This is a genomic window from Enterobacter sp. 342 (genome assembly GCF_036663495.1).
Taxonomy (GTDB): Bacteria; Pseudomonadota; Gammaproteobacteria; order Enterobacterales; family Enterobacteriaceae; genus Enterobacter.
The window spans coordinates 41,801-59,370 of record NZ_JAWUEI010000017.1 but is presented as its reverse complement, the minus strand read 5'-3'; the positions used below and the strand labels follow the sequence as shown (position 1 = coordinate 59,370).

The 17,570-nt window shown below is 54.3% G+C and carries 17 protein-coding genes, 1 pseudogene and 1 other annotated feature; of the genes and pseudogenes, 8 read left to right on the top strand and 10 right to left on the bottom strand.

The window, feature by feature from the left end; all coding sequences use genetic code 11:
* Positions 1 to 49: 49 nt before the first annotated feature.
* Positions 50 to 796 carry a GntR family transcriptional regulator gene (locus V6E55_RS14925; protein ID WP_316943204.1) on the top strand — a complete coding sequence of 249 codons (747 nt, stop codon included), beginning with the start codon at positions 50 to 52 and terminating at the stop codon, positions 794 to 796.
* Here V6E55_RS14925 and V6E55_RS14920 read toward each other — a convergent pair.
* The 3 genes from V6E55_RS14920 to ibpA all read right to left on the bottom strand — a co-directional run bounded on the left by V6E55_RS14920 (position 764) and on the right by ibpA (position 3,573).
* Positions 764 to 2,425 carry a putative transporter gene (locus V6E55_RS14920; protein ID WP_129997023.1) on the bottom strand — a complete coding sequence of 554 codons (1,662 nt, stop codon included), beginning with the start codon at positions 2,423 to 2,425 and terminating at the stop codon, positions 764 to 766. The two genes, V6E55_RS14925 and V6E55_RS14920, sit on opposite strands and share 33 nt — an antisense overlap.
* A 172-nt stretch (positions 2,426 to 2,597) precedes the next feature.
* Entirely contained in the window at positions 2,598 to 3,026 is a 429-nt protein-coding gene (ibpB, locus tag V6E55_RS14915; RefSeq protein ID WP_049007071.1) for a small heat shock chaperone IbpB, read from the bottom strand.
* A 136-nt stretch (positions 3,027 to 3,162) separates the two neighbouring features.
* Entirely contained in the window at positions 3,163 to 3,573 is a 411-nt protein-coding gene (gene ibpA, locus V6E55_RS14910) for a small heat shock chaperone IbpA (protein WP_008500162.1), read from the bottom strand.
* Positions 3,567 to 3,639, bottom strand: a sequence feature (ROSE (Repression Of Heat Shock gene Expression) occurs in the 5'-region of heat shock genes and acts as an RNA thermometer to modulate expression.). It overlaps the preceding gene by 7 nt.
* Positions 3,640 to 3,886: 247 nt before the next feature.
* Here ibpA and V6E55_RS14905 point away from each other — a divergent pair.
* Positions 3,887 to 4,219: a YceK/YidQ family lipoprotein gene (locus V6E55_RS14905; protein WP_114979032.1), complete on the top strand. Its 333-nt coding sequence runs from the start codon at positions 3,887 to 3,889 to the stop codon at positions 4,217 to 4,219.
* On the opposite strand, the gene V6E55_RS14900 is transcribed toward V6E55_RS14905, so the two are convergent.
* The 3 genes from V6E55_RS14900 to V6E55_RS14890 all read right to left on the bottom strand — a co-directional run bounded on the left by V6E55_RS14900 (position 4,216) and on the right by V6E55_RS14890 (position 7,449).
* Positions 4,216 to 5,445, bottom strand: a complete 1,230-nt coding sequence (locus V6E55_RS14900) for a DUF3748 domain-containing protein (protein WP_316943202.1) — start codon at positions 5,443 to 5,445, stop codon at positions 4,216 to 4,218. The two genes, V6E55_RS14905 and V6E55_RS14900, sit on opposite strands and share 4 nt — an antisense overlap.
* Positions 5,446 to 5,495: 50 nt before the next feature.
* A complete protein-coding gene (gene yidA, locus V6E55_RS14895; protein ID WP_114979034.1) occupies positions 5,496 to 6,308 on the bottom strand; it encodes a sugar-phosphatase in 813 nt (270 codons plus the stop codon).
* Between the two features lie 115 nt (positions 6,309 to 6,423).
* Complete coding sequence (locus V6E55_RS14890) at positions 6,424 to 7,449, bottom strand: zinc-dependent alcohol dehydrogenase family protein (protein ID WP_114979035.1); 1,026 nt, start codon at positions 7,447 to 7,449, stop codon at positions 6,424 to 6,426.
* A 110-nt stretch (positions 7,450 to 7,559) separates the two neighbouring features.
* Here V6E55_RS14890 and V6E55_RS14885 point away from each other — a divergent pair, with 110 nt between their 5' ends.
* The gene (locus V6E55_RS14885; protein WP_316943200.1) at positions 7,560 to 8,495 is read left to right on the top strand and encodes a LysR family transcriptional regulator; all 936 of its coding nucleotides are present in this window, start codon (positions 7,560 to 7,562) and stop codon (positions 8,493 to 8,495) included.
* Positions 8,496 to 8,527: 32 nt separating this feature from the next.
* On the opposite strand, the gene gyrB is transcribed toward V6E55_RS14885, so the two are convergent.
* From gyrB to dnaA, 4 genes are read right to left on the bottom strand one after another with little or no spacing between them, the layout of a single operon-like run.
* Positions 8,528 to 10,939, bottom strand: coding sequence for a DNA topoisomerase (ATP-hydrolyzing) subunit B (gene gyrB, locus V6E55_RS14880; RefSeq protein ID WP_114979037.1), 2,412 nt, complete (start codon positions 10,937 to 10,939; stop codon positions 8,528 to 8,530).
* Positions 10,940 to 10,967: 28 nt separating this feature from the next.
* Positions 10,968 to 12,041 carry a DNA replication/repair protein RecF gene (gene recF, locus V6E55_RS14875; RefSeq protein WP_013094779.1) on the bottom strand — a complete coding sequence of 358 codons (1,074 nt, stop codon included), beginning with the start codon at positions 12,039 to 12,041 and terminating at the stop codon, positions 10,968 to 10,970.
* Positions 12,041 to 13,141: a DNA polymerase III subunit beta gene (dnaN, locus tag V6E55_RS14870; protein ID WP_008500170.1), complete on the bottom strand. Its 1,101-nt coding sequence runs from the start codon at positions 13,139 to 13,141 to the stop codon at positions 12,041 to 12,043. The genes recF and dnaN overlap by 1 nt, the downstream gene beginning before the upstream one ends.
* A gap of 4 nt (positions 13,142 to 13,145) precedes the next feature.
* Positions 13,146 to 14,540 carry a chromosomal replication initiator protein DnaA gene (dnaA, locus tag V6E55_RS14865; protein ID WP_010426558.1) on the bottom strand — a complete coding sequence of 465 codons (1,395 nt, stop codon included), beginning with the start codon at positions 14,538 to 14,540 and terminating at the stop codon, positions 13,146 to 13,148.
* 321 nt (positions 14,541 to 14,861) lie between these two features.
* Here dnaA and V6E55_RS25850 point away from each other — a divergent pair.
* From V6E55_RS25850 to yidC, 5 genes and pseudogenes are all read left to right on the top strand, one after another.
* Positions 14,862 to 14,912, top strand: a pseudogene (locus tag V6E55_RS25850) (hypothetical protein); the annotation flags it as partial.
* Between the two features lie 228 nt (positions 14,913 to 15,140).
* On the top strand, positions 15,141 to 15,281 hold the full coding sequence (rpmH, locus tag V6E55_RS14860; protein WP_000831330.1) for a 50S ribosomal protein L34: 141 nt from the start codon (positions 15,141 to 15,143) through the stop codon (positions 15,279 to 15,281).
* Positions 15,282 to 15,297: 16 nt separating this feature from the next.
* Entirely contained in the window at positions 15,298 to 15,657 is a 360-nt protein-coding gene (gene rnpA, locus V6E55_RS14855; RefSeq protein ID WP_024907873.1) for a ribonuclease P protein component, read from the top strand.
* Positions 15,621 to 15,878 (top strand): membrane protein insertion efficiency factor YidD, encoded by a 258-nt coding sequence (gene yidD, locus V6E55_RS14850; RefSeq protein ID WP_001307474.1) that lies wholly within the window; start codon positions 15,621 to 15,623, stop codon positions 15,876 to 15,878. The genes rnpA and yidD overlap by 37 nt, the downstream gene beginning before the upstream one ends.
* Before the next feature lie 2 nt (positions 15,879 to 15,880).
* Positions 15,881 to 17,524 (top strand): membrane protein insertase YidC, encoded by a 1,644-nt coding sequence (gene yidC / locus V6E55_RS14845; RefSeq protein WP_114979038.1) that lies wholly within the window; start codon positions 15,881 to 15,883, stop codon positions 17,522 to 17,524.
* Positions 17,525 to 17,570 lie beyond the last annotated feature (46 nt).

The window sequence follows — 17,570 nt, the reverse complement described above, 5'->3', positions numbered from 1 at the left end:
ACATGTCAGGACACAATCCACCTCCAGACAAAGGCAGAGAGGTCTACTGGTGATCTACAAATCTATTGCCGACAGATTGCGGCTGCGGCTGAATTCATCGGACTACAACATCGGCAGCCCGCTTCCTGGTGAAAAGGCGTTGGCGCAGGAATTCGGCGTGGCGCGGATGACCATTCGAAAGGCACTGGACTTGCTGGTCAGTTGGGGACTGGTGGAGCGGCGGCACGGCAGCGGGACGTTTGTATCGCGAAAAGATGTCCATCATGAAACCACTAACCTGACCGGGCTGGTGGAGGTGCTGCGTCAGCAGGGGAAAGAGGTGCAGAGCAAGGTGTTGCAGTTCGAAGTCATGCCCGCACCGCCCGCCATCGCAAGCCAGCTGCGGATACAGGTGGATGAACGGATCTACTTTTCGCGTCGCGTGCGTTTCGTGGATGGGAAACCCCTGATGCTGGAGGACAGCTTTATGCCCGTGAAGCTGTTTCGCAATCTGTCGCTGGCGCATCTTGAAGGGTCGAAGTTTGATTACATCGAGAAGGAGTGTGGGATCACTATCAGCGGTAACTACGAGAGCCTGACGCCAGTGCTGGCAGATAAACAGCTGGCCGGTTACCTGAACCTGCCGGAACAAACGCCGCTGCTGCGAATTACATCTCTCTCTTACAGCGACAGCGGCGAGTTCCTCAATTATTCCGTGATGTTCCGTAATACCAGCGATTACCAGGTGGACTACCATCTGCGGCGCATCCACCCGGACGCATTGCTAGCTCATCCCCCAGAACAGCACCGCCAGTAGCTGCGGGGTGATGATGCGCAGGAACATGACCAGCGGGTAGACTGTGGCATAGGACAATGCTGCCGCACCGCTGGTGGCGTGCAGGTTATTGGCAAAAGCCAGCGCGGGGGGGTCCGTCATGGAACCAGCAAGCATGCCGCACAGCGTCAGATAGTTCATTTTGGCGAACATCCGCGCCAGAATGCCCACCGTAAGGAGCGGGATCGCCGTGATAAATATCCCGTAGCCGACCCAACTCATCCCTTCGCCCTTGACCAGAGTATCAACAAAATCTCCGCCGGATTTCAGGCCGACAACGGCCAGAAACAGCACGATGCCCAGCTCGCGCAACGCCAGGTTGGCGCTCGGTGGCATAAACCAGTAGAGCTTACCGATGCAGCCGATACGACCAAGAATGAGCGCCATAATCAGCGGCCCACCCGCCAGGCCCAGCTTGAGCGCAACCGGGAAACCCGGCACGTACAGCGGAATGGAGCCCAGAAGTACGCCAAGCCCGATACCGATAAACACAGGCAACATCTGCACCTGCTGCAGTTTTTGCTGAGCATTACCCACCATATCCGCCACAGCATCAATCGAAGACGGCCGCCCGACAAGGTTGAGGATATCCCCGAACTGCAGGCTCGCCTCCGGGCTGGCAACCAGCTCAACACCCGCACGGTTGAGACGGGAGATCACCACGTCATAGCGCTCTTTTACCTGCAGATCGCGTATTTTCTTGCCCAGAACGTGCTCGTTAGTTACCACTACGCGCTCCACGCGCATATCGGTGCCACGGGTTGAGAGCGACGTATCCACTTCCTGACCAATCACCAGCCGCGCGTTGTTTAAATCCCCGGGCTGGCCGACCAGGTGCAGCAGATCACCTTGCTGAATGATGGTGCCTGGCGCGGGCACCATCAGCATATCGTCACGCTTAAGGCGGGAGCAGATAATATTGGCGCTATTCAGGATCGGTACATCCTGAATCGCCATATTGTTCAGATTGGGGTTATCAACCCGAATATTGATGGTTTTGATCGGCATATGGCCGTTAGTGAGGGTGGTTTCGTGGTCCTTCGCCTCTTTGTCGACATTAATCCGGAACAGGACGCGTACCAGCCACATGGAGAGCAGAATGCCGCAAATCCCAAACGGATAGGCCATGGCATAGCTCATCCCCATCTGGTCGACAATGCCGGGTTCGATACCCAAATCGCGCAGAATTTGCTGCCCCGCACCGAGTGCCGGTGTGTTGGTCACCGCCCCGGAGAAAATACCCAACACCACAGGCAGCGGGATATCAAAGACTTTATGCAGAATAGCGGTGACCAGCCCACCCATCACCACAATGCCAAGAGCAAACAGGTTGAGCCGTAATCCGGAGACCCGAAGAGAGGCGAAAAAGCCCGGCCCCACCTGAATACCGATGGTATAAACGAAGAGGATCAGACCGAATTCCTGAATAAAGTGGAGCATTTCGGCACTGAGGACCAGCCCGAGTTTGTCGGCAAAGTGCCCGACAAAAATTCCGCCAAACAGAACCCCGCCAATCCCAAACCCGACGCCACGGATTTTGATATTACCTATCCACAGTCCAACTACAGCGACCAGGGCCAACACGCTAACCGTTAACGCGATATCACTCATGATCCACTTCCTGTGCATAACCTTAGTTATGACGAGGATTCTCTCAGAGCCAAAGGCGGTTGTATGGGCGATGGCGCACAAAAAAGCCCTGCCGTGGCAGGGCTTTGTGCTGTCTGTGAGTATTGTCGGGTGGCGGCTACGCCTTACCCGACCTACAGGATCGGCGGGATTGTTAACTGTTTAACGCAGGCCGCTCGCTAATGGCGATACGCTGTGGCGCAATGGATTCCGGCACATTACGGGTCAGGTCGATATGCAACAGCCCGTTGGTAAACGTGGCGCCAGAAACTTCCATATGATCGGCCAGGGTAAAGCTCAGGCTAAACGGCTGAGTGACCAACCCCTGATGTAACCATTTGGTCTCGGTTTCTGGTTTTTCCGGCGTACCCTTCACGGTCAGACGCGTGCCTTCAAGCTGGATATCCAGATCGTCCTGACGGAAACCGGCCAGCGCCAGGGTGATGCGATAGTGGTTATCATCGCTTTTTTCGATGTTGTACGGCGGAAATGTCTGTTGCTCGGTGGTGCTTTGCAGGGCGTTAGCCAGTTTGTCAAAACCAATCCACTGACGCAGCAGGGGGGATAAATCGTAGTTACGCATACTAAATCTCCTTCTGAGAAGCGAGTTCGGCACAGTTTAATTTTGTGCGCAGTTATTCCTGCAAATCCCGATGGATTCGCATATGCTCCCATTACGGCAAGCAATTCTGGATGGGCCGCTTAGGCGACCCGCATAATTAGTTAATTTCGATACGACGCGGCTTTTTCTCTTCCGGGATCACGCGTTCCAGTTCGATAAACAGCAGGCCGTTAACCAGGTTCGCGCCTTTAACGTGAATGTTCTCAGCTAACTGGAACTTACGTTCAAAGTTGCGCTCGGCAATGCCCTGGTAAAGGTAGGTACGTTCTTTCTGCTCGGCCGTATGGGAACCTTTCACCACCAGCAGGTTGTCCTGGGCGGTGATCTCCAGTTCGTTTTCTGCAAAACCTGCGACGGCAATCGCGATGCGGTAGTGGTTTTCATCAACCAGCTCAACATTGTATGGAGGGTAGCCGTTGCTCTGGCTTTGGTTATTTTCTAAATGGTTAAACAGGCGGTCAAAACCAATTGCAGAACGGTATAGCGGAGAAAGATCGAAGTTACGCATAAATAAAACTCCTGAAATCAGCGAGAAAATGTAGCCTTCCACCATGGACAGGCCTTAGTACCCCGAACACCCATCAGGCGTGTTCGTTTTCGTGGTTACATTCTTAAAATGGGTCTGGAACCGGGCTTTTCAAGCACGACAGCTGCACTTTTTTTTGCACTTTCGTGCATCTCGCTTAGACTGGGACAACAGCACAAAGGGTTAAATTGCGATGGCTGCCACAGTGCGGGGTTATCGGGCTATCCATTTTGGTTAAGGCTCGCTATAAACCTGAGTTGCAGGTCTTTGCAGTGCCATTAATGATGACTGAGTGATGATGAAAAATGTTCTGATAAAGCTGACGACGTTCAGCGGGGTAGTTTTACTTTGCGGGTGTTCGAGCGTGATGTCTCACACCGGCGGTAAAGAAGGAACATATCCGGGGACGCGTGCCAGCGCGGCGATGATCTCCGATGACGATACAAACTGGGGCACCAAATCCCTGGTTATCCTGGATATGCCGTTTACGGCTGTGGCGGATACGCTTTTGCTGCCGTGGGATATGTTTCGTAAGGACAATTCCGTGCGCTCACGGGTAGAAAAAAGCGAGCAGGAGAATCTGGCGACAAACTCCGTCATTCCGCCCGCTGAATTGCCTCCACGCTAGTGTTGCGCGGTTTCTGTTAACCAAAGCTGACGGAAACCGCCTGTCTCTTCCATCCACGCAATAAAACGTCCGTCCGGGGAAAATACGACAGCATCTGCTGAAGGTGGGTTGCCGTGATCGGACGTCAAAAACGTCACCGCACCAGTCTGCGCATCGCAACAGGCGATCCGATTTTCAAGCACGAATCCCAGCATGTTCCCGGAAGGGTGCCAGTTAAACGCTGACTGGATACCACTCGCCGAATGGGTTAACTGGCGCGTCTCGCCACCCTCAGGTGAGATCAGCCACAACTGCACAATACCGTTATCATCGCGCATCAGAAACGCGACCTGCGTCCCTTGCGGATTACAGCGCACCCAGTGACGCGGCACGTTCACAAGCCCCGGATACGCCCTTTGATGCGTAAAGGTCAGACGACGCTGCTTAACCCCTGCTGGCGGGGCAGGCAGGGTTTCAGTCGTACCCTGCAGAGGCTCATCGCCCGAACGCTTCCAGCCCTGTTCGTCTTCAGGCAACTCAACAATAAACAGTTCTGGCACTTTCTCGCCCTGCACTGACAGGGTATCGCCAATAAACGCCAGTCGGTCATTACCCACCCAGCCCTCTTCATAGGCGCGGTTGATGTCATCGCTGCCAGGCTGAGGTGTTGGCGTCGTGCGGCTCACCAGCACGCTCCAGTATGCACCGGCATATTCTCGCGGATGGTTCCCCTGTGGGTTCACCGGGCCAAATGGTGCAGCAACCCCCACGTTACGTAAATCGAGTTTCGGATCGCGCTCGTGCAGGACGTGGTCGTTATAGGTAAAGCTAACGAGCTGCCCGTTCGGGCTGAAGACGTGTACGTGGCTGCCGCCGCGCAACGCGCCTGCGGTGTAAGGCGCGGTGATATCCATCGCATCCAGGTTGCTCGCCTGACCATGATGCGCAATCACTCCCTGGCGATGGTGAAAATCATAGTGCCAGTCTGCATCCGGGTTTTTCGGGCCATGGATAAACACATACTTATCTTCAGCGGGATGAACGGTCACCACGCCGACATGCGCGCCGTCAGTAGCACGATAAATCACCTCAACCTCGCCCGTACTGACATTGACTCGCTCAATGGTTTCACCAGTGAACGATGCGCCCGACGGGCGTACATCAAAGACGAGCCACTGACTGTCCGGCGTCCAGGTATTGGTATTGGTTAGCTGGTGATGGCGGGAAGCGAAGGTGATTTGTTTCATGAGGATACCCTGATGCGCAGTTGTCGCATCAGGGTATCGCAAGCAGGTTTTTAGTTCAGCACAAACTTCTCAATGGCATACGCCACGCCGTCTTCCAGGTTGGATTTAGTGACAAAATTGGCCACTTCTTTTACCGATGGGATCGCGTTGTCCATTGCCACCCCCATACCTGCGTATTCAAGCATCGCGATGTCGTTTTCCTGATCGCCCAGGGCCATAATCTCCTCAGGTTTGATTCCCAGTGCATCGGCCAGTGATTTAACACCGGTACCTTTATTCACGCGTTTATCGAGAATTTCGAGGAAGTACGGCGCACTTTTTAGCACGGTGTATTTCTCTTTCACTTCCGCCGGGATGCGCGCAATCGCTTTGTCCAGGATCTCAGGCTCGTCAATCATCATCACTTTCAGGAATTGTGTCGCCGGGTCCATTTTCTCGGCTTCACAGAACACCAGCGGAATGGTCGCAACGAAGGACTCATGTACGGTGTAGTAGCTGATATCGCGGTTGGCGGTATAGAGCGTATTGCGATCGAGCGCGTGGAAGTGAGAACCCACTTCACGGGACAGTTTTTCCAGGAACAGGTAATCATCATAGCTCAGCGCGGTTTGCGCAACCGCGCTGCCATCCGCAGCTTTTTGCACCAGCGCACCGTTATAAGTAATGCAGTAATCACCCGGCTGATTCATGTGCAGCTCTTTCAGGTAGCTGTGCACACCGGCATACGGACGACCTGTGGTCAGTACCACATTCACGCCCTTTGCGCGTGCCGCGGCAATTGCGTTTTTAACGGCTGGAGAGATGGTGTGGTCTGGCAGCAGCAGTGTGCCGTCCATATCGATTGCAATGAGTTTGATAGCCATGAGGTCCCCGGAATAAATGAGTGCAACCCATGCTAACGCGATTAAGCACACAAAAATAGAGCTAGATTGCGCAACCAGATCACCCCTTTTCAGGCTTATCCCGGGGAACGACAATTTACTCGCGGGTGAGGACTATTTTGCCAAACGCACCGCGATCGAGGTGTTCAAGTGCCTGTTCAAGCTCATCAAAACGGTAGCGATGCTCAATTACAGGTTTTAATCCGGTTACATCGACAGCATGAACAAAATCCTCCAGCGCCCGACGGTGCCCAACGCCAATCCCCTGAATAACCGGAGATTTCAGCAACAGCTCGCCAGCTGGGAGTGAAATTTCGGTCCCGGCCAGAACACCGATAACCGAGATACGTCCATGAACGGCAACGGCGCGCATGGAATGCTTCAGGTTTTCACCCCCTACGGTTTCGATAATATGGTCGATACCGCGATCCTGAGTCAGCGCCAGAATGGCTTCAGCCCAGTCACCTTTCAGCCTGTTGATCCCCTGGTCAGCCCCGAGTTTTTTGGCCAGTGTCAGTTTTTCATCACTACCGGAGGTGACAAAAACCTCTGCTCCGTGTGCTTTTGCAATTTGCAGGGCGAATATCGCTACGCCGCCCGTCCCCTGTACCAGCACCGATTGCCCGGCGCGTAACAGGCCGCGCTCCACCAGCGCAAACCATGCGGTAAGCCCTGCGCAGGGTAAGGTGCTGGCCTCTGCGTCATCCAGTGTTTCCGGAGCGGCCACCAGCCAGTCTGCATTCACAATCACATATTCAGCCAGCATCCCCTGGAAGTATCCACCGGACGTTTTATAGGGCAAATTGCGCGCATCCGCCTGCGGCTTGCCGTCGATCCACTCAGGGAAGAAGGTTGAGATGACACGAGCGCCGGGTTTGAAACGTGTTACCCCTTCACCAATGCTGTCCACCACACCCGCCATGTCAGACGCCGGCGTAAACGGGAAGGAACGTGAAATCGGCATGTTGCCTTCAATCACCATTTTATCGCGGTAGTTGAGCGCAACGGCATTCACCCGCACACGCACTTCACCCGGACCAGGCTGTGGAACAGGTTCCTGAATGAGTCTGAGGTTCTCGCGCCCGAGGGCGTTCATCGACCAGCGTTGCATTGTCTCTGTCATTGTATTTCTCCAGCCATCAAATGAGTTTCAGGACTCACAGTCTAGCGTTGACTCATCATCACCAGTGGCGATAAGTTTTCTCTTTATTGTCGCCATAATGGATACAATCCATGACCGATACACTGAAGGATATTCCTGTTTTTGTGGCCGCCGTTGAGGCGGGGAGTTTTGCTCAGGCCGCAACTCGCCTGCATTTATCGCGCTCGGCAGTTGGGAAAAGCATCGCTCGCCTCGAAGAGCGACTGGGCGTTCGTCTTTTCCAGCGCACCACCCGTAGCCAGAGCCTGACCGATAACGGCGCGCTTTTTTATGAGCGCTGTCTGCGCGCTCTGGAGGAAATTCGTGGTGCAGAATCACTGCTTGAAACAGGGAAACAGCAGGTCAGTGGCCGCCTGCGTGTTGCCATGCCGGTGCTGTTTGGTCGCCAGTGCGTCGCCCCGCTGTTGATTGAACTGGCGCAAGAACACCCCGGACTTGAACTGGAAATGTCATTCAGTGACCGCGTGGTGGATCTTGTCGAGGAAGGGTTTGATATGGCGGTGCGTAACGGCGTGCTTCAGGACAGTAGCGTTCTGGTTGCCAGAAGGCTGGGGGAACATCGCATGGTGCTGTGCGCCGCGCCGGATTATCTGCGGAAGAAAAACATGCCAGAAACCGTGGATGATTTACACCAGCATACGGCCATTAACTATCTGCGGACAGGCAGAGTGCTCCCCTGGCAACTCATGGACAACGACGGAACGCCGCGCACATTTATTCCCCGGTCATCACTCAATATGGATGATTTGCAGGCGATCTGCGACGCTGCGCTGGCCGGACACGGCATTGCATGGCTGCCCTGCTGGATGGTCGTCAAAGATATTCACCAGGGTAAGCTCGTCCCGCTCCTGAAGCAGGCACCGGATGTGCATTTCGACGTTCATGCGGTCTGGCAGCAGACACCGCATCTGCCGTTGAGGGTAAGAATTGCCATCGACATGCTGGTCAGTCGTTTACCGTCAGTGATGTCGCTGGATATGCCCACACCTACAAAAAAGCCGCGCTAAAAGCGCGGCCTGTGTTTTGCAGTGTTACGGCATTAAATATCGATATTAGCCGCTTTCAGGGCGTTCTCTTCGATGAAGGCACGACGTGGTTCAACCGCATCGCCCATCAGGGTAGTGAACAGCTGGTCAGCAGCAATCGCGTCTTTAACGGTCACGCGCAGCATGCGGCGGCTTTCCGGATCCATAGTGGTTTCCCACAGCTGATCCGGGTTCATTTCACCCAGACCTTTATAACGCTGGATAGACAGACCACGACGGGACTCTTTCACCAGCCAATCCAGCGCCTGTTCGAAGCTGGCTACCGGCTGACGACGGTCGCCACGTTCGATAAACGCATCGTCCTCGATCAGACCGCGCAGCTTCTCGCCGAGCGTGCAGATGCGGCGGTATTCCGGGCCGGTAACAAATTCGTGCTCCAGCGGATAGTCGGTGTCGACACCATGGGTACGCACGCGAACAATCGGCTCGAATTGCTGAGCAGCGTTCTGCTGAACATCGAATTTCCACTGGCTACCGTGCTGCTCTTTCTCATTCAGCTCGCTCACCAGAGCGTTCACCCAGCGGGTCACTGTTTGTTCATCGCTCAGGTCAGCTTCGGTCAGCGTTGGCTGATAAACCAGCTCCTTCAGCAGCGCTTTCGGATAACGACGCTCCATACGCCCGATCATTTTCTGCGTGGCGTTGAACTCGGACACCAGGCGTTCCAGCGGCTCACCTGCCAGTGCTGGGGCGCTGGAGTTCGCGTGCAGAGTCGCGCCATCAAGGGCGATGGCGATTTGATACTGATCCATCGCGTCATCATCTTTGATGTACTGTTCCTGTTTGCCTTTCTTCACTTTGTACAGCGGTGGCTGTGCAATGTAGACGTGGCCACGTTCAACAATTTCCGGCATCTGACGATAGAAGAAGGTCAACAGCAGCGTACGGATGTGCGAGCCGTCGACGTCCGCATCGGTCATGATGATAATGCTGTGATAGCGCAGTTTATCCGGGTTGTACTCGTCACGACCGATACCGCAGCCCAGCGCGGTGATAAGCGTCGCCACTTCCTGAGAAGAGAGCATCTTGTCGAAACGCGCTTTCTCAACGTTGAGGATTTTACCCTTCAACGGCAGAATAGCCTGGTTCTTACGGTTACGGCCCTGCTTCGCAGAACCGCCCGCGGAGTCCCCTTCCACAAGGTACAGTTCAGACAGCGCCGGGTCACGTTCCTGACAGTCAGCCAGTTTGCCTGGCAGGCCTGCTAAGTCCAGCGCGCCTTTACGACGGGTCATTTCACGGGCTTTACGCGCCGCTTCACGGGCACGCGCCGCATCAATAATTTTGCCGACAACGATTTTCGCGTCAGACGGGTTTTCCTGCAGATAGTCGCTCAGCAGTTCGTTCATCTGCTGTTCAACCGCCGATTTCACCTCAGAAGAGACCAGTTTGTCTTTGGTCTGTGAGGAGAACTTCGGATCCGGCACCTTCACGGAAACCACAGCAATCAGGCCTTCACGGGCATCGTCACCGGTGGCGCTGACTTTCGCTTTTTTGCTGTAGCCTTCTTTGTCCATGTAGGCGTTCAGGGTACGGGTCATCGCCGCACGGAAGCCTGCGAGGTGAGTACCACCGTCACGCTGTGGAATGTTGTTGGTGAAGCAGTAGATGTTTTCCTGGAAACCATCGTTCCACTGCAACGCCACTTCTACGCCGATACCGTCTTTTTCGGTGGAGAAATAGAAGATATTCGGGTGAATTGGCGTTTTGTTCTTGTTCAGGTACTCAACGAATGCCTTGATACCACCTTCGTAATGGAAGTGGTCTTCTTTGTTGTCGCGTTTATCACGCAGACGAATAGAGACGCCAGAGTTCAGGAACGACAGTTCACGCAGGCGTTTCGCCAGGATGTCGTACTCGAATTCGGTGACGTTAGTGAAGGTTTCCAGGCTCGGCCAGAAACGCACCATGGTACCGGTTTTGTCGGTATCGCCAGTGACAGCCAGCGGTGCCTGCGGCACGCCGTGGGTATACAGCTGGCGGTGAATTTTACCTTCACGCTGAATAACCAGTTCCAGTTTCTGTGACAGGGCGTTAACCACGGAGACACCTACGCCGTGCAGACCGCCGGAAACTTTATAGGAGTTATCATCGAACTTACCGCCTGCGTGCAGCACAGTCATGATAACTTCCGCAGCGGACACGCCTTCCTCCGGGTGGATACCGGTTGGGATGCCACGACCATCATCGGTGACGGATACGGAGTTATCCGCATGGATGGTGACCACGATGTCTTTACAGTGACCCGCGAGCGCTTCGTCGATAGCGTTATCTACCACCTCGAATACCATGTGGTGCAGACCGGTGCCGTCATCCGTGTCGCCGATATACATACCCGGGCGCTTACGCACCGCATCCAGCCCTTTCAGGACTTTGATACTGGAGGAGTCATAAGAATTCGACATCAACGTTTCTCGCTCATTTCAACTTGGGTTAATCCGTTATTTTACCCTTTTCCACGGTAAACATCTTCGAATTTTCGTCCGACATGTCCATAACGTGTTCAGCGCTAATGGCGCTGACGAAAACCTGCGACTGCGTGGCTTTTAAGCGGCTGGCAAGCAGCCCACGCCGCGCATCGTCAAGTTCCGAGGCAAAATCATCTATCAGGTACAGGCAGCGTCGCCCGCTTTCGCGGGTGAGGAACTCCCCCTGCGCCAGGCGTAGCGCGCACATCAGGAGCTTGAGCTGCCCGCGCGACAGCGTGTCTTCCACCGGCGCACCGTCGGCACGAATGCGGAAATCCGCCTTGTGCGGGCCGTGTGCGGTGTAGGTCAACATGCGGTCACGCTCGAAGTTTCTCTCTAACACCTCGGCATAATCCGTCTCTTTCTCCCAGCCGCGCTGGAAGGAGAAGGTGAGAGAGAACTCAGGTAAAAACTGTTTGCAGGTATCCGCCATGTCTTCGGCGATACCTGCGCTGTATTCGGCACGCCAGCGGCTGATTTGTTCCGCGAGAGGGATGAGTTCCATGTCCCACGGACGCAGCTGGGCGTAACGGGTGACCTGGCGCAGTGCAGCGTTACGCTGCTTTAGCAGGCGCTTCAGGTTGCTCCAGGCGTTAAAGAAACCGGCTTCGTTGTGAAAGCATCCCCAGTCGAGGAACGCTCTTCTGTATTTGGGGCCGCCGTTGAGTAAAGTAAACCCCTCAGGCGTAATCAGCTGCATTGGCATCAGCAGCGCCAGCTCCGCCACCTTGTGGCCGTCGGTACCGTCGATGCGCACCTTGCTGTCGCCCTGCTTGTCTTTGGTCAGGCCGATGGCGGTTTCCCGCTCTTCACCCTGTAAACGTCCGTGCAGAACAAAGGACTCCTGCTCGTGACGAATAACGCGACCTATCTGTAAACTGCGAAACGCCCGGCCATGGCCGAGCGTATAGATGGCTTCCAGCACGCTGGTTTTGCCGCTGCCATTCGCGCCAACCAGGAAGTTAAAGCCAGGGGATAAAGCGAGATCCGCGCTTTCAATATTGCGAAAGTCGCGGATCAACAGACGGGTGAGCGACATTACAGTCTCATTGGCATGACAACATAGGCAGCCGACTGTGATGCGGCATCTTCAATCTGTACGCTTGAAACGGAGTCGGTCAGCAGAATGCGCACGTTCTCGCATTTCAGCGCATTCAGCACATCCAGCACGTAGCTGACGTTAAAGCCGATTTCCATCTCAGCCCCGGCGTAGGTGACGTCCAGAATCTCTTCTGCTTCTTCCTGTTCCGGGTTGTTAGCGGTGATTTTGATCTGGTTTTCGCTCACATACAGGCGCACACCGCGGAATTTCTCGTTGGAGAGAATGGCGGCACGGGCAAACGCCTGCTTGAGGCTATCGCAACCCGCTTCCAGCGTTTTGTCCGGGTTCTTCGGCAATACGCGGCGATAATCCGGGAAACGACCGTCAACCAGCTTCGAGGTGAAGACAAAATCGCCTACATGAGCGCGAATGTTATTGCTGCCGATCTGCACGCGCAGCGGAGTATCGCCGCCGTCGAGCATACGCATCAGCTCAATCACGCCTTTACGCGGCACGATCACCGAATGGTTTGGCAGCGAGTCGCCAATTGGCATGGAACAGACCGCCAGACGGTGGCCGTCGGTGGCTACGGTACGCAGCTCTTCACCTTCGGTTTCGAACAGCATGCCGTTTAAGTAGTAACGAACGTCCTGATGCGCCATGGAGAACTGAGTGGCTTCAATCAGACGCTTCATCGTCGCCTGTGGCAGCGTAAATTCAACTTCGCTCTGCCAGTCGTCCAGGTTCGGGAAGTCCGCAGCAGGCAGCGTGGAAAGCGAGAAACGGCTGCGGCCAGAACGCACCAGCATGCGGTCGCCCTCCAGCTGTACGGCGATTTCAGCCCCTTCCGGCAGCCCGCGGCAGATATCAAAGAATTTACGTGCCGGAACCGTGGTCGCGCCCGCGTCGTGCGGCTGAGTCAGCGTAACGCGCGCGATCATTTCCATTTCCAGGTCTGTGCCGGTCAGCGACAGCGTACCGTCCGCGACCTGAAGCAGCAGGTTTCCGAGAATAGGCAGCGTTGGGCGGCCACCTAATGGGCCACTCACCTGTTGCAGCGGTTTTAATAAATGTTCACGTTCAACAGTAAATTTCATAGCGTCACGATGATAATGTTCTGATTAAATTGGAAAAATCTTCTTTTATGTCGTGGCTTTCTTCACGTAACTGCTCAATCTTGCGACAAGCGTGCAGCACGGTCGTATGGTCACGGCCACCAAACGCATCCCCGATTTCCGGCAGACTGTGGTTGGTTAACTCCTTTGCCAGCGCCATCGCCATCTGACGCGGACGCGCCACCGAGCGGGAACGACGTTTAGACAGTAAATCTGCCACTTTGATCTTGTAGTACTCAGCCACCGTCTTTTGAATATTGTCGATGGTGACTAATTTTTCCTGCAATGCCAGCAAATCGCGCAGCGCTTCACGCACAAAATCGATCGTGATCGCACGGCCGGTAAAGTTGGCATTGGCAATAACACGGTTCAGTGCCCCTTCCAGCTCACGCACGTTGGATCGCAGACGCTTGGCAATGAAAAACGCAACTTCACCCGGCAAGCGAATGTCGTTTTCATCGGCTTTCTTCATCAGGATCGCAACGCGGGTTTCCAGCTCCGGTGGCTCGATCGCCACAGTCAGACCCCAGCCGAAGCGGGATTTCAGACGATCTTCAACACCGTTGATCTCTTTTGGATAACGATCCGAGGTCAGAATGATCTGCTGATTACCTTCCAGCAGGGCATTGAAGGTATGGAAAAACTCTTCCTGCGATCGTTCTTTATTGGCAAAGAACTGAATGTCATCGATGAGCAGCGCGTCAACGGAACGATAGTAGCGTTTAAACTCTTCGATCGCGTTGTTTTGCAGGGCTTTTACCATGTCCTGAACGAAGCGCTCGGAGTGCATATACACCACTTTGGCATTCGGCTTGCGCGCCATAATGCCGTTACCCACTGCATGCAGAAGGTGCGTTTTACCTAAACCTGTGCCGCCATAAAGGAACAGTGGGTTGTAGGCACCACCGGGGTTATCCGCAACCTGACGAGCCGCCGCGCGCGCCAGCTGGTTCGACTTACCTTCAACGAAGTTATCGAACGTGTGTTTAACGTTAACGTTAGAACGGTAGGTTGGCTCTGCCGGAGCAGGAACGTTGTCCCAGCCCTGACGAGCGGGTGCAACGCGAGGTGCCGGAGCAGGAGCAGCCTGAGCAGGCGCTGCTACGTTCACGGTTTCACGAACGGTTTGGGTGACCGGCTTTGTACCCACTTCAAAGCGCAATTGAGGGGCATCTGACCCGCAGAAATCGTTCAGCAGTCCATTGATGTTATTGAGGTACTTGTCCCTTACCCAATCGAGCACAAAACGGTTTGGCGCATACAAAGCCAGCGTGTTATCGCTCAGTTCCGCCTGCAACGGGCGGATCCACATACTGAATTCTGTGGCTGGTAACTCATCCTGCAATCGGGCAAGACACTGCTGCCAAAGCGAAAGTGACACGGCGGACTCCACTCGAACAATAAAAGAAAACTATTGAATATTCATGATTGTTGGCGCACATCGACATGACCCTGTGCATAGGGGGATGTGCGAATTGCTATCTGCAATTTAATCCTGACCAGGATCCTGGGATCCCGATCGGGACCGCGGATCATAGCCTAAACTGAGCCAGAGATCTTCTGTTTCTCACAGATTCTTCCCGATTTATCCACAGGAAGATCCGAAACCGGGTAAGTGTAAACGATCCTGGCGCAAGTGCCCCACGATTTAGCCCGCATATTGGAAAAATTAATGAGCACAGACAATTTATTGCTTAAATGATCTAACGAAGATCCGGGACGATCCTTGCGCTTTGTCGACGAGCCCGTATAATCCTCGACCCGGCGCGTGATGCTCATCTTCCTGCGTCGTCCGTTGCTCATTTTCCACGCGAAAACGTGCGGAAATACGCGGGAAATAAGGAAAGAGAATTGACTCCGGAGTGTACAATTATTACAATCCGGCCTCTTTAATCACCCACGCTGAGGCGTTAGTCGTTCGAAATTCGTTCGGGTATACGCAAAAGTCAGTGAATTTATTCAAGTTTAGGTAGAAATCGCCATGAAACGCACTTTTCAACCGTCTGTACTGAAGCGCAACCGTTCTCACGGCTTCCGTGCTCGTATGGCTACTAAAAATGGTCGTCAGGTTCTGGCACGTCGTCGTGCTAAAGGCCGCGCTCGTCTGACCGTTTCCAAGTAATAAAGCTAACCCCTGAGTGGTTAAGCTAGCATTTCCCAGGGAGTTACGTTTGTTAACTCCCGCTCATTTCACTTTCGTCTTCCAGCAGCCACAACGGGCTGGCACGCCGCAAATCACCATCCTCGGCCGCCAAAATTCGCTGGGGCATCCCCGCATCGGTCTCACAGTCGCCAAGAAAAATGTTAAGCGAGCGCATGAACGCAATCGGATTAAACGTCTGACGCGTGAAAGCTTCCGTTTACGTCAGCACGAACTGCCTTCGATGGATTTCGTGGTGGTGGCTAAAAAGGGGGTTGCCGACCTCGATAACCGTGCTCTCTCGGAAGCGTTGGAAAAATTATGGCGCCGCCACTGTCGCCTGGCTCACGGGTCCTGATAGCCCTCATTCGGGTCTATCAACGCCTGATTAGTCCGCTACTCGGGCCACATTGCCGTTTCACACCAACGTGCTCAAGCTACGGAATTGAGGCATTGCGCAGGTTTGGAGTGATAAAAGGCAGTTGGTTGACGGTGAAACGCGTATTAAAATGCCACCCTTTACACCCCGGTGGAGACGACCCCGTCCCTCCAGGACCCTTTGATACCAGAGAACACTAACGATGGATTCGCAACGCAATCTTCTTATCATCGCTTTGTTGTTCGTGTCTTTCATGATCTGGCAGGCATGGGAGCAGGATAAAAATCCTCAACCCCAGCAGCAGACCACGCAGACCACGACCACCGCAGCGGGTAGCGCCGCCGACCAGGGCGTACCGGCCAGTGGCCAGGGGAAACAGATTACGGTTAAGACCGATGTGCTTGAGCTGACTATTAACACCCGTGGTGGTGATGTTGAGCAGGCGCTGCTGTTGACCTACCCGAAAGAGCTGAAGTCTAACGAACCGTTCCAGTTACTGGAAACCACGCCTGAGTTTATCTACCAGGCGCAGAGCGGCCTGACCGGTCGTGATGGCCCGGATAACCCGGCTAACGGTGCGCGTCCACTGTATAACGTCGAGAACAACACCTTTGTGCTGGCTGATGGTCAGAACGAACTCGTTATCCCGATGACTTACACCGACGCCGCAGGCAACACCTTCACTAAAACCTTCACCCTGAAACGCGGTGAGTATGCGGTGAACGTGGGCTACACCGTACAGAACGCCAGTGCGAAACCACTGGAACTGTCGACCTTTGGCCAGCTGAAGCAGTCCATCAATCTGCCGTCTCACCGTGACACCGGAAGCAGCAACTTTGCGCTGCATACCTTCCGTGGCGCGGCGTACTCAACGCCTGACGCGAAGTATGAGAAATACAAATTCGACACCATTGCCGATAACGAAAACCTGAACGTCAGCGCTAAAGGCGGTTGGGTGGCAATGCTGCAGCAGTATTTCGCCACTGCATGGGTGCCTAATAACGACGGTACCAACAACTTCTACACCGCGAATCTGGGTAACGGTCTTGCAGCTATCGGCTACAAATCTCAGCCTGTTCTGGTTCAGCCGGGTCAAACCGGTAAAATGGCAAGCACCCTGTGGGTCGGCCCGGAAATCCAGGACAAAATGGCTGCCGTTGCGCCACACCTGGATCTGACCGTAGATTACGGTTGGTTGTGGTTCATCTCTCAGCCGCTGTTTAAGCTGCTGAAGTTCATCCACAGCTTCCTGGGTAACTGGGGCTTCTCCATCATCGTTATCACCTTCATCGTTCGTGGCATCATGTACCCGCTGACTAAAGCGCAGTACACCTCCATGGCGAAGATGCGCATGCTGCAGCCGAAGATTCAGGCCATGCGTGAGCGTCTGGGCGATGACAAGCAGCGTCAGAGCCAGGAGATGATGGCCCTGTATAAAGCAGAGAAAGTAAACCCACTGGGTGGTTGCTTCCCACTGCTGATTCAGATGCCAATCTTCCTTGCGCTGTACTACATGCTGATGGGTTCCGTTGAGCTGCGCCATGCGCCGTTCGCGCTGTGGATCCATGACCTGTCTGCACAGGACCCGTACTACATCCTGCCGATCCTGATGGGCGTGACGATGTTCTTCATCCAGAAGATGTCTCCGACCACGGTGACCGACCCGATGCAGCAGAAGATCATGACCTTTATGCCGGTCATCTTCACCGTGTTCTTCCTGTGGTTCCCGTCAGGTCTGGTGCTGTACTATATCGTCAGCAACCTGGTGACCATCATCCAGCAGCAGCTGATTTACCGTGGTCTGGAAAAACGTGGCCTGCATAGCCGCGAAAAGAAAAAGTCCTGATTCGGTAAGTTAACGCTAAAATAAGGGCGGTCGATTGACCGCCTTT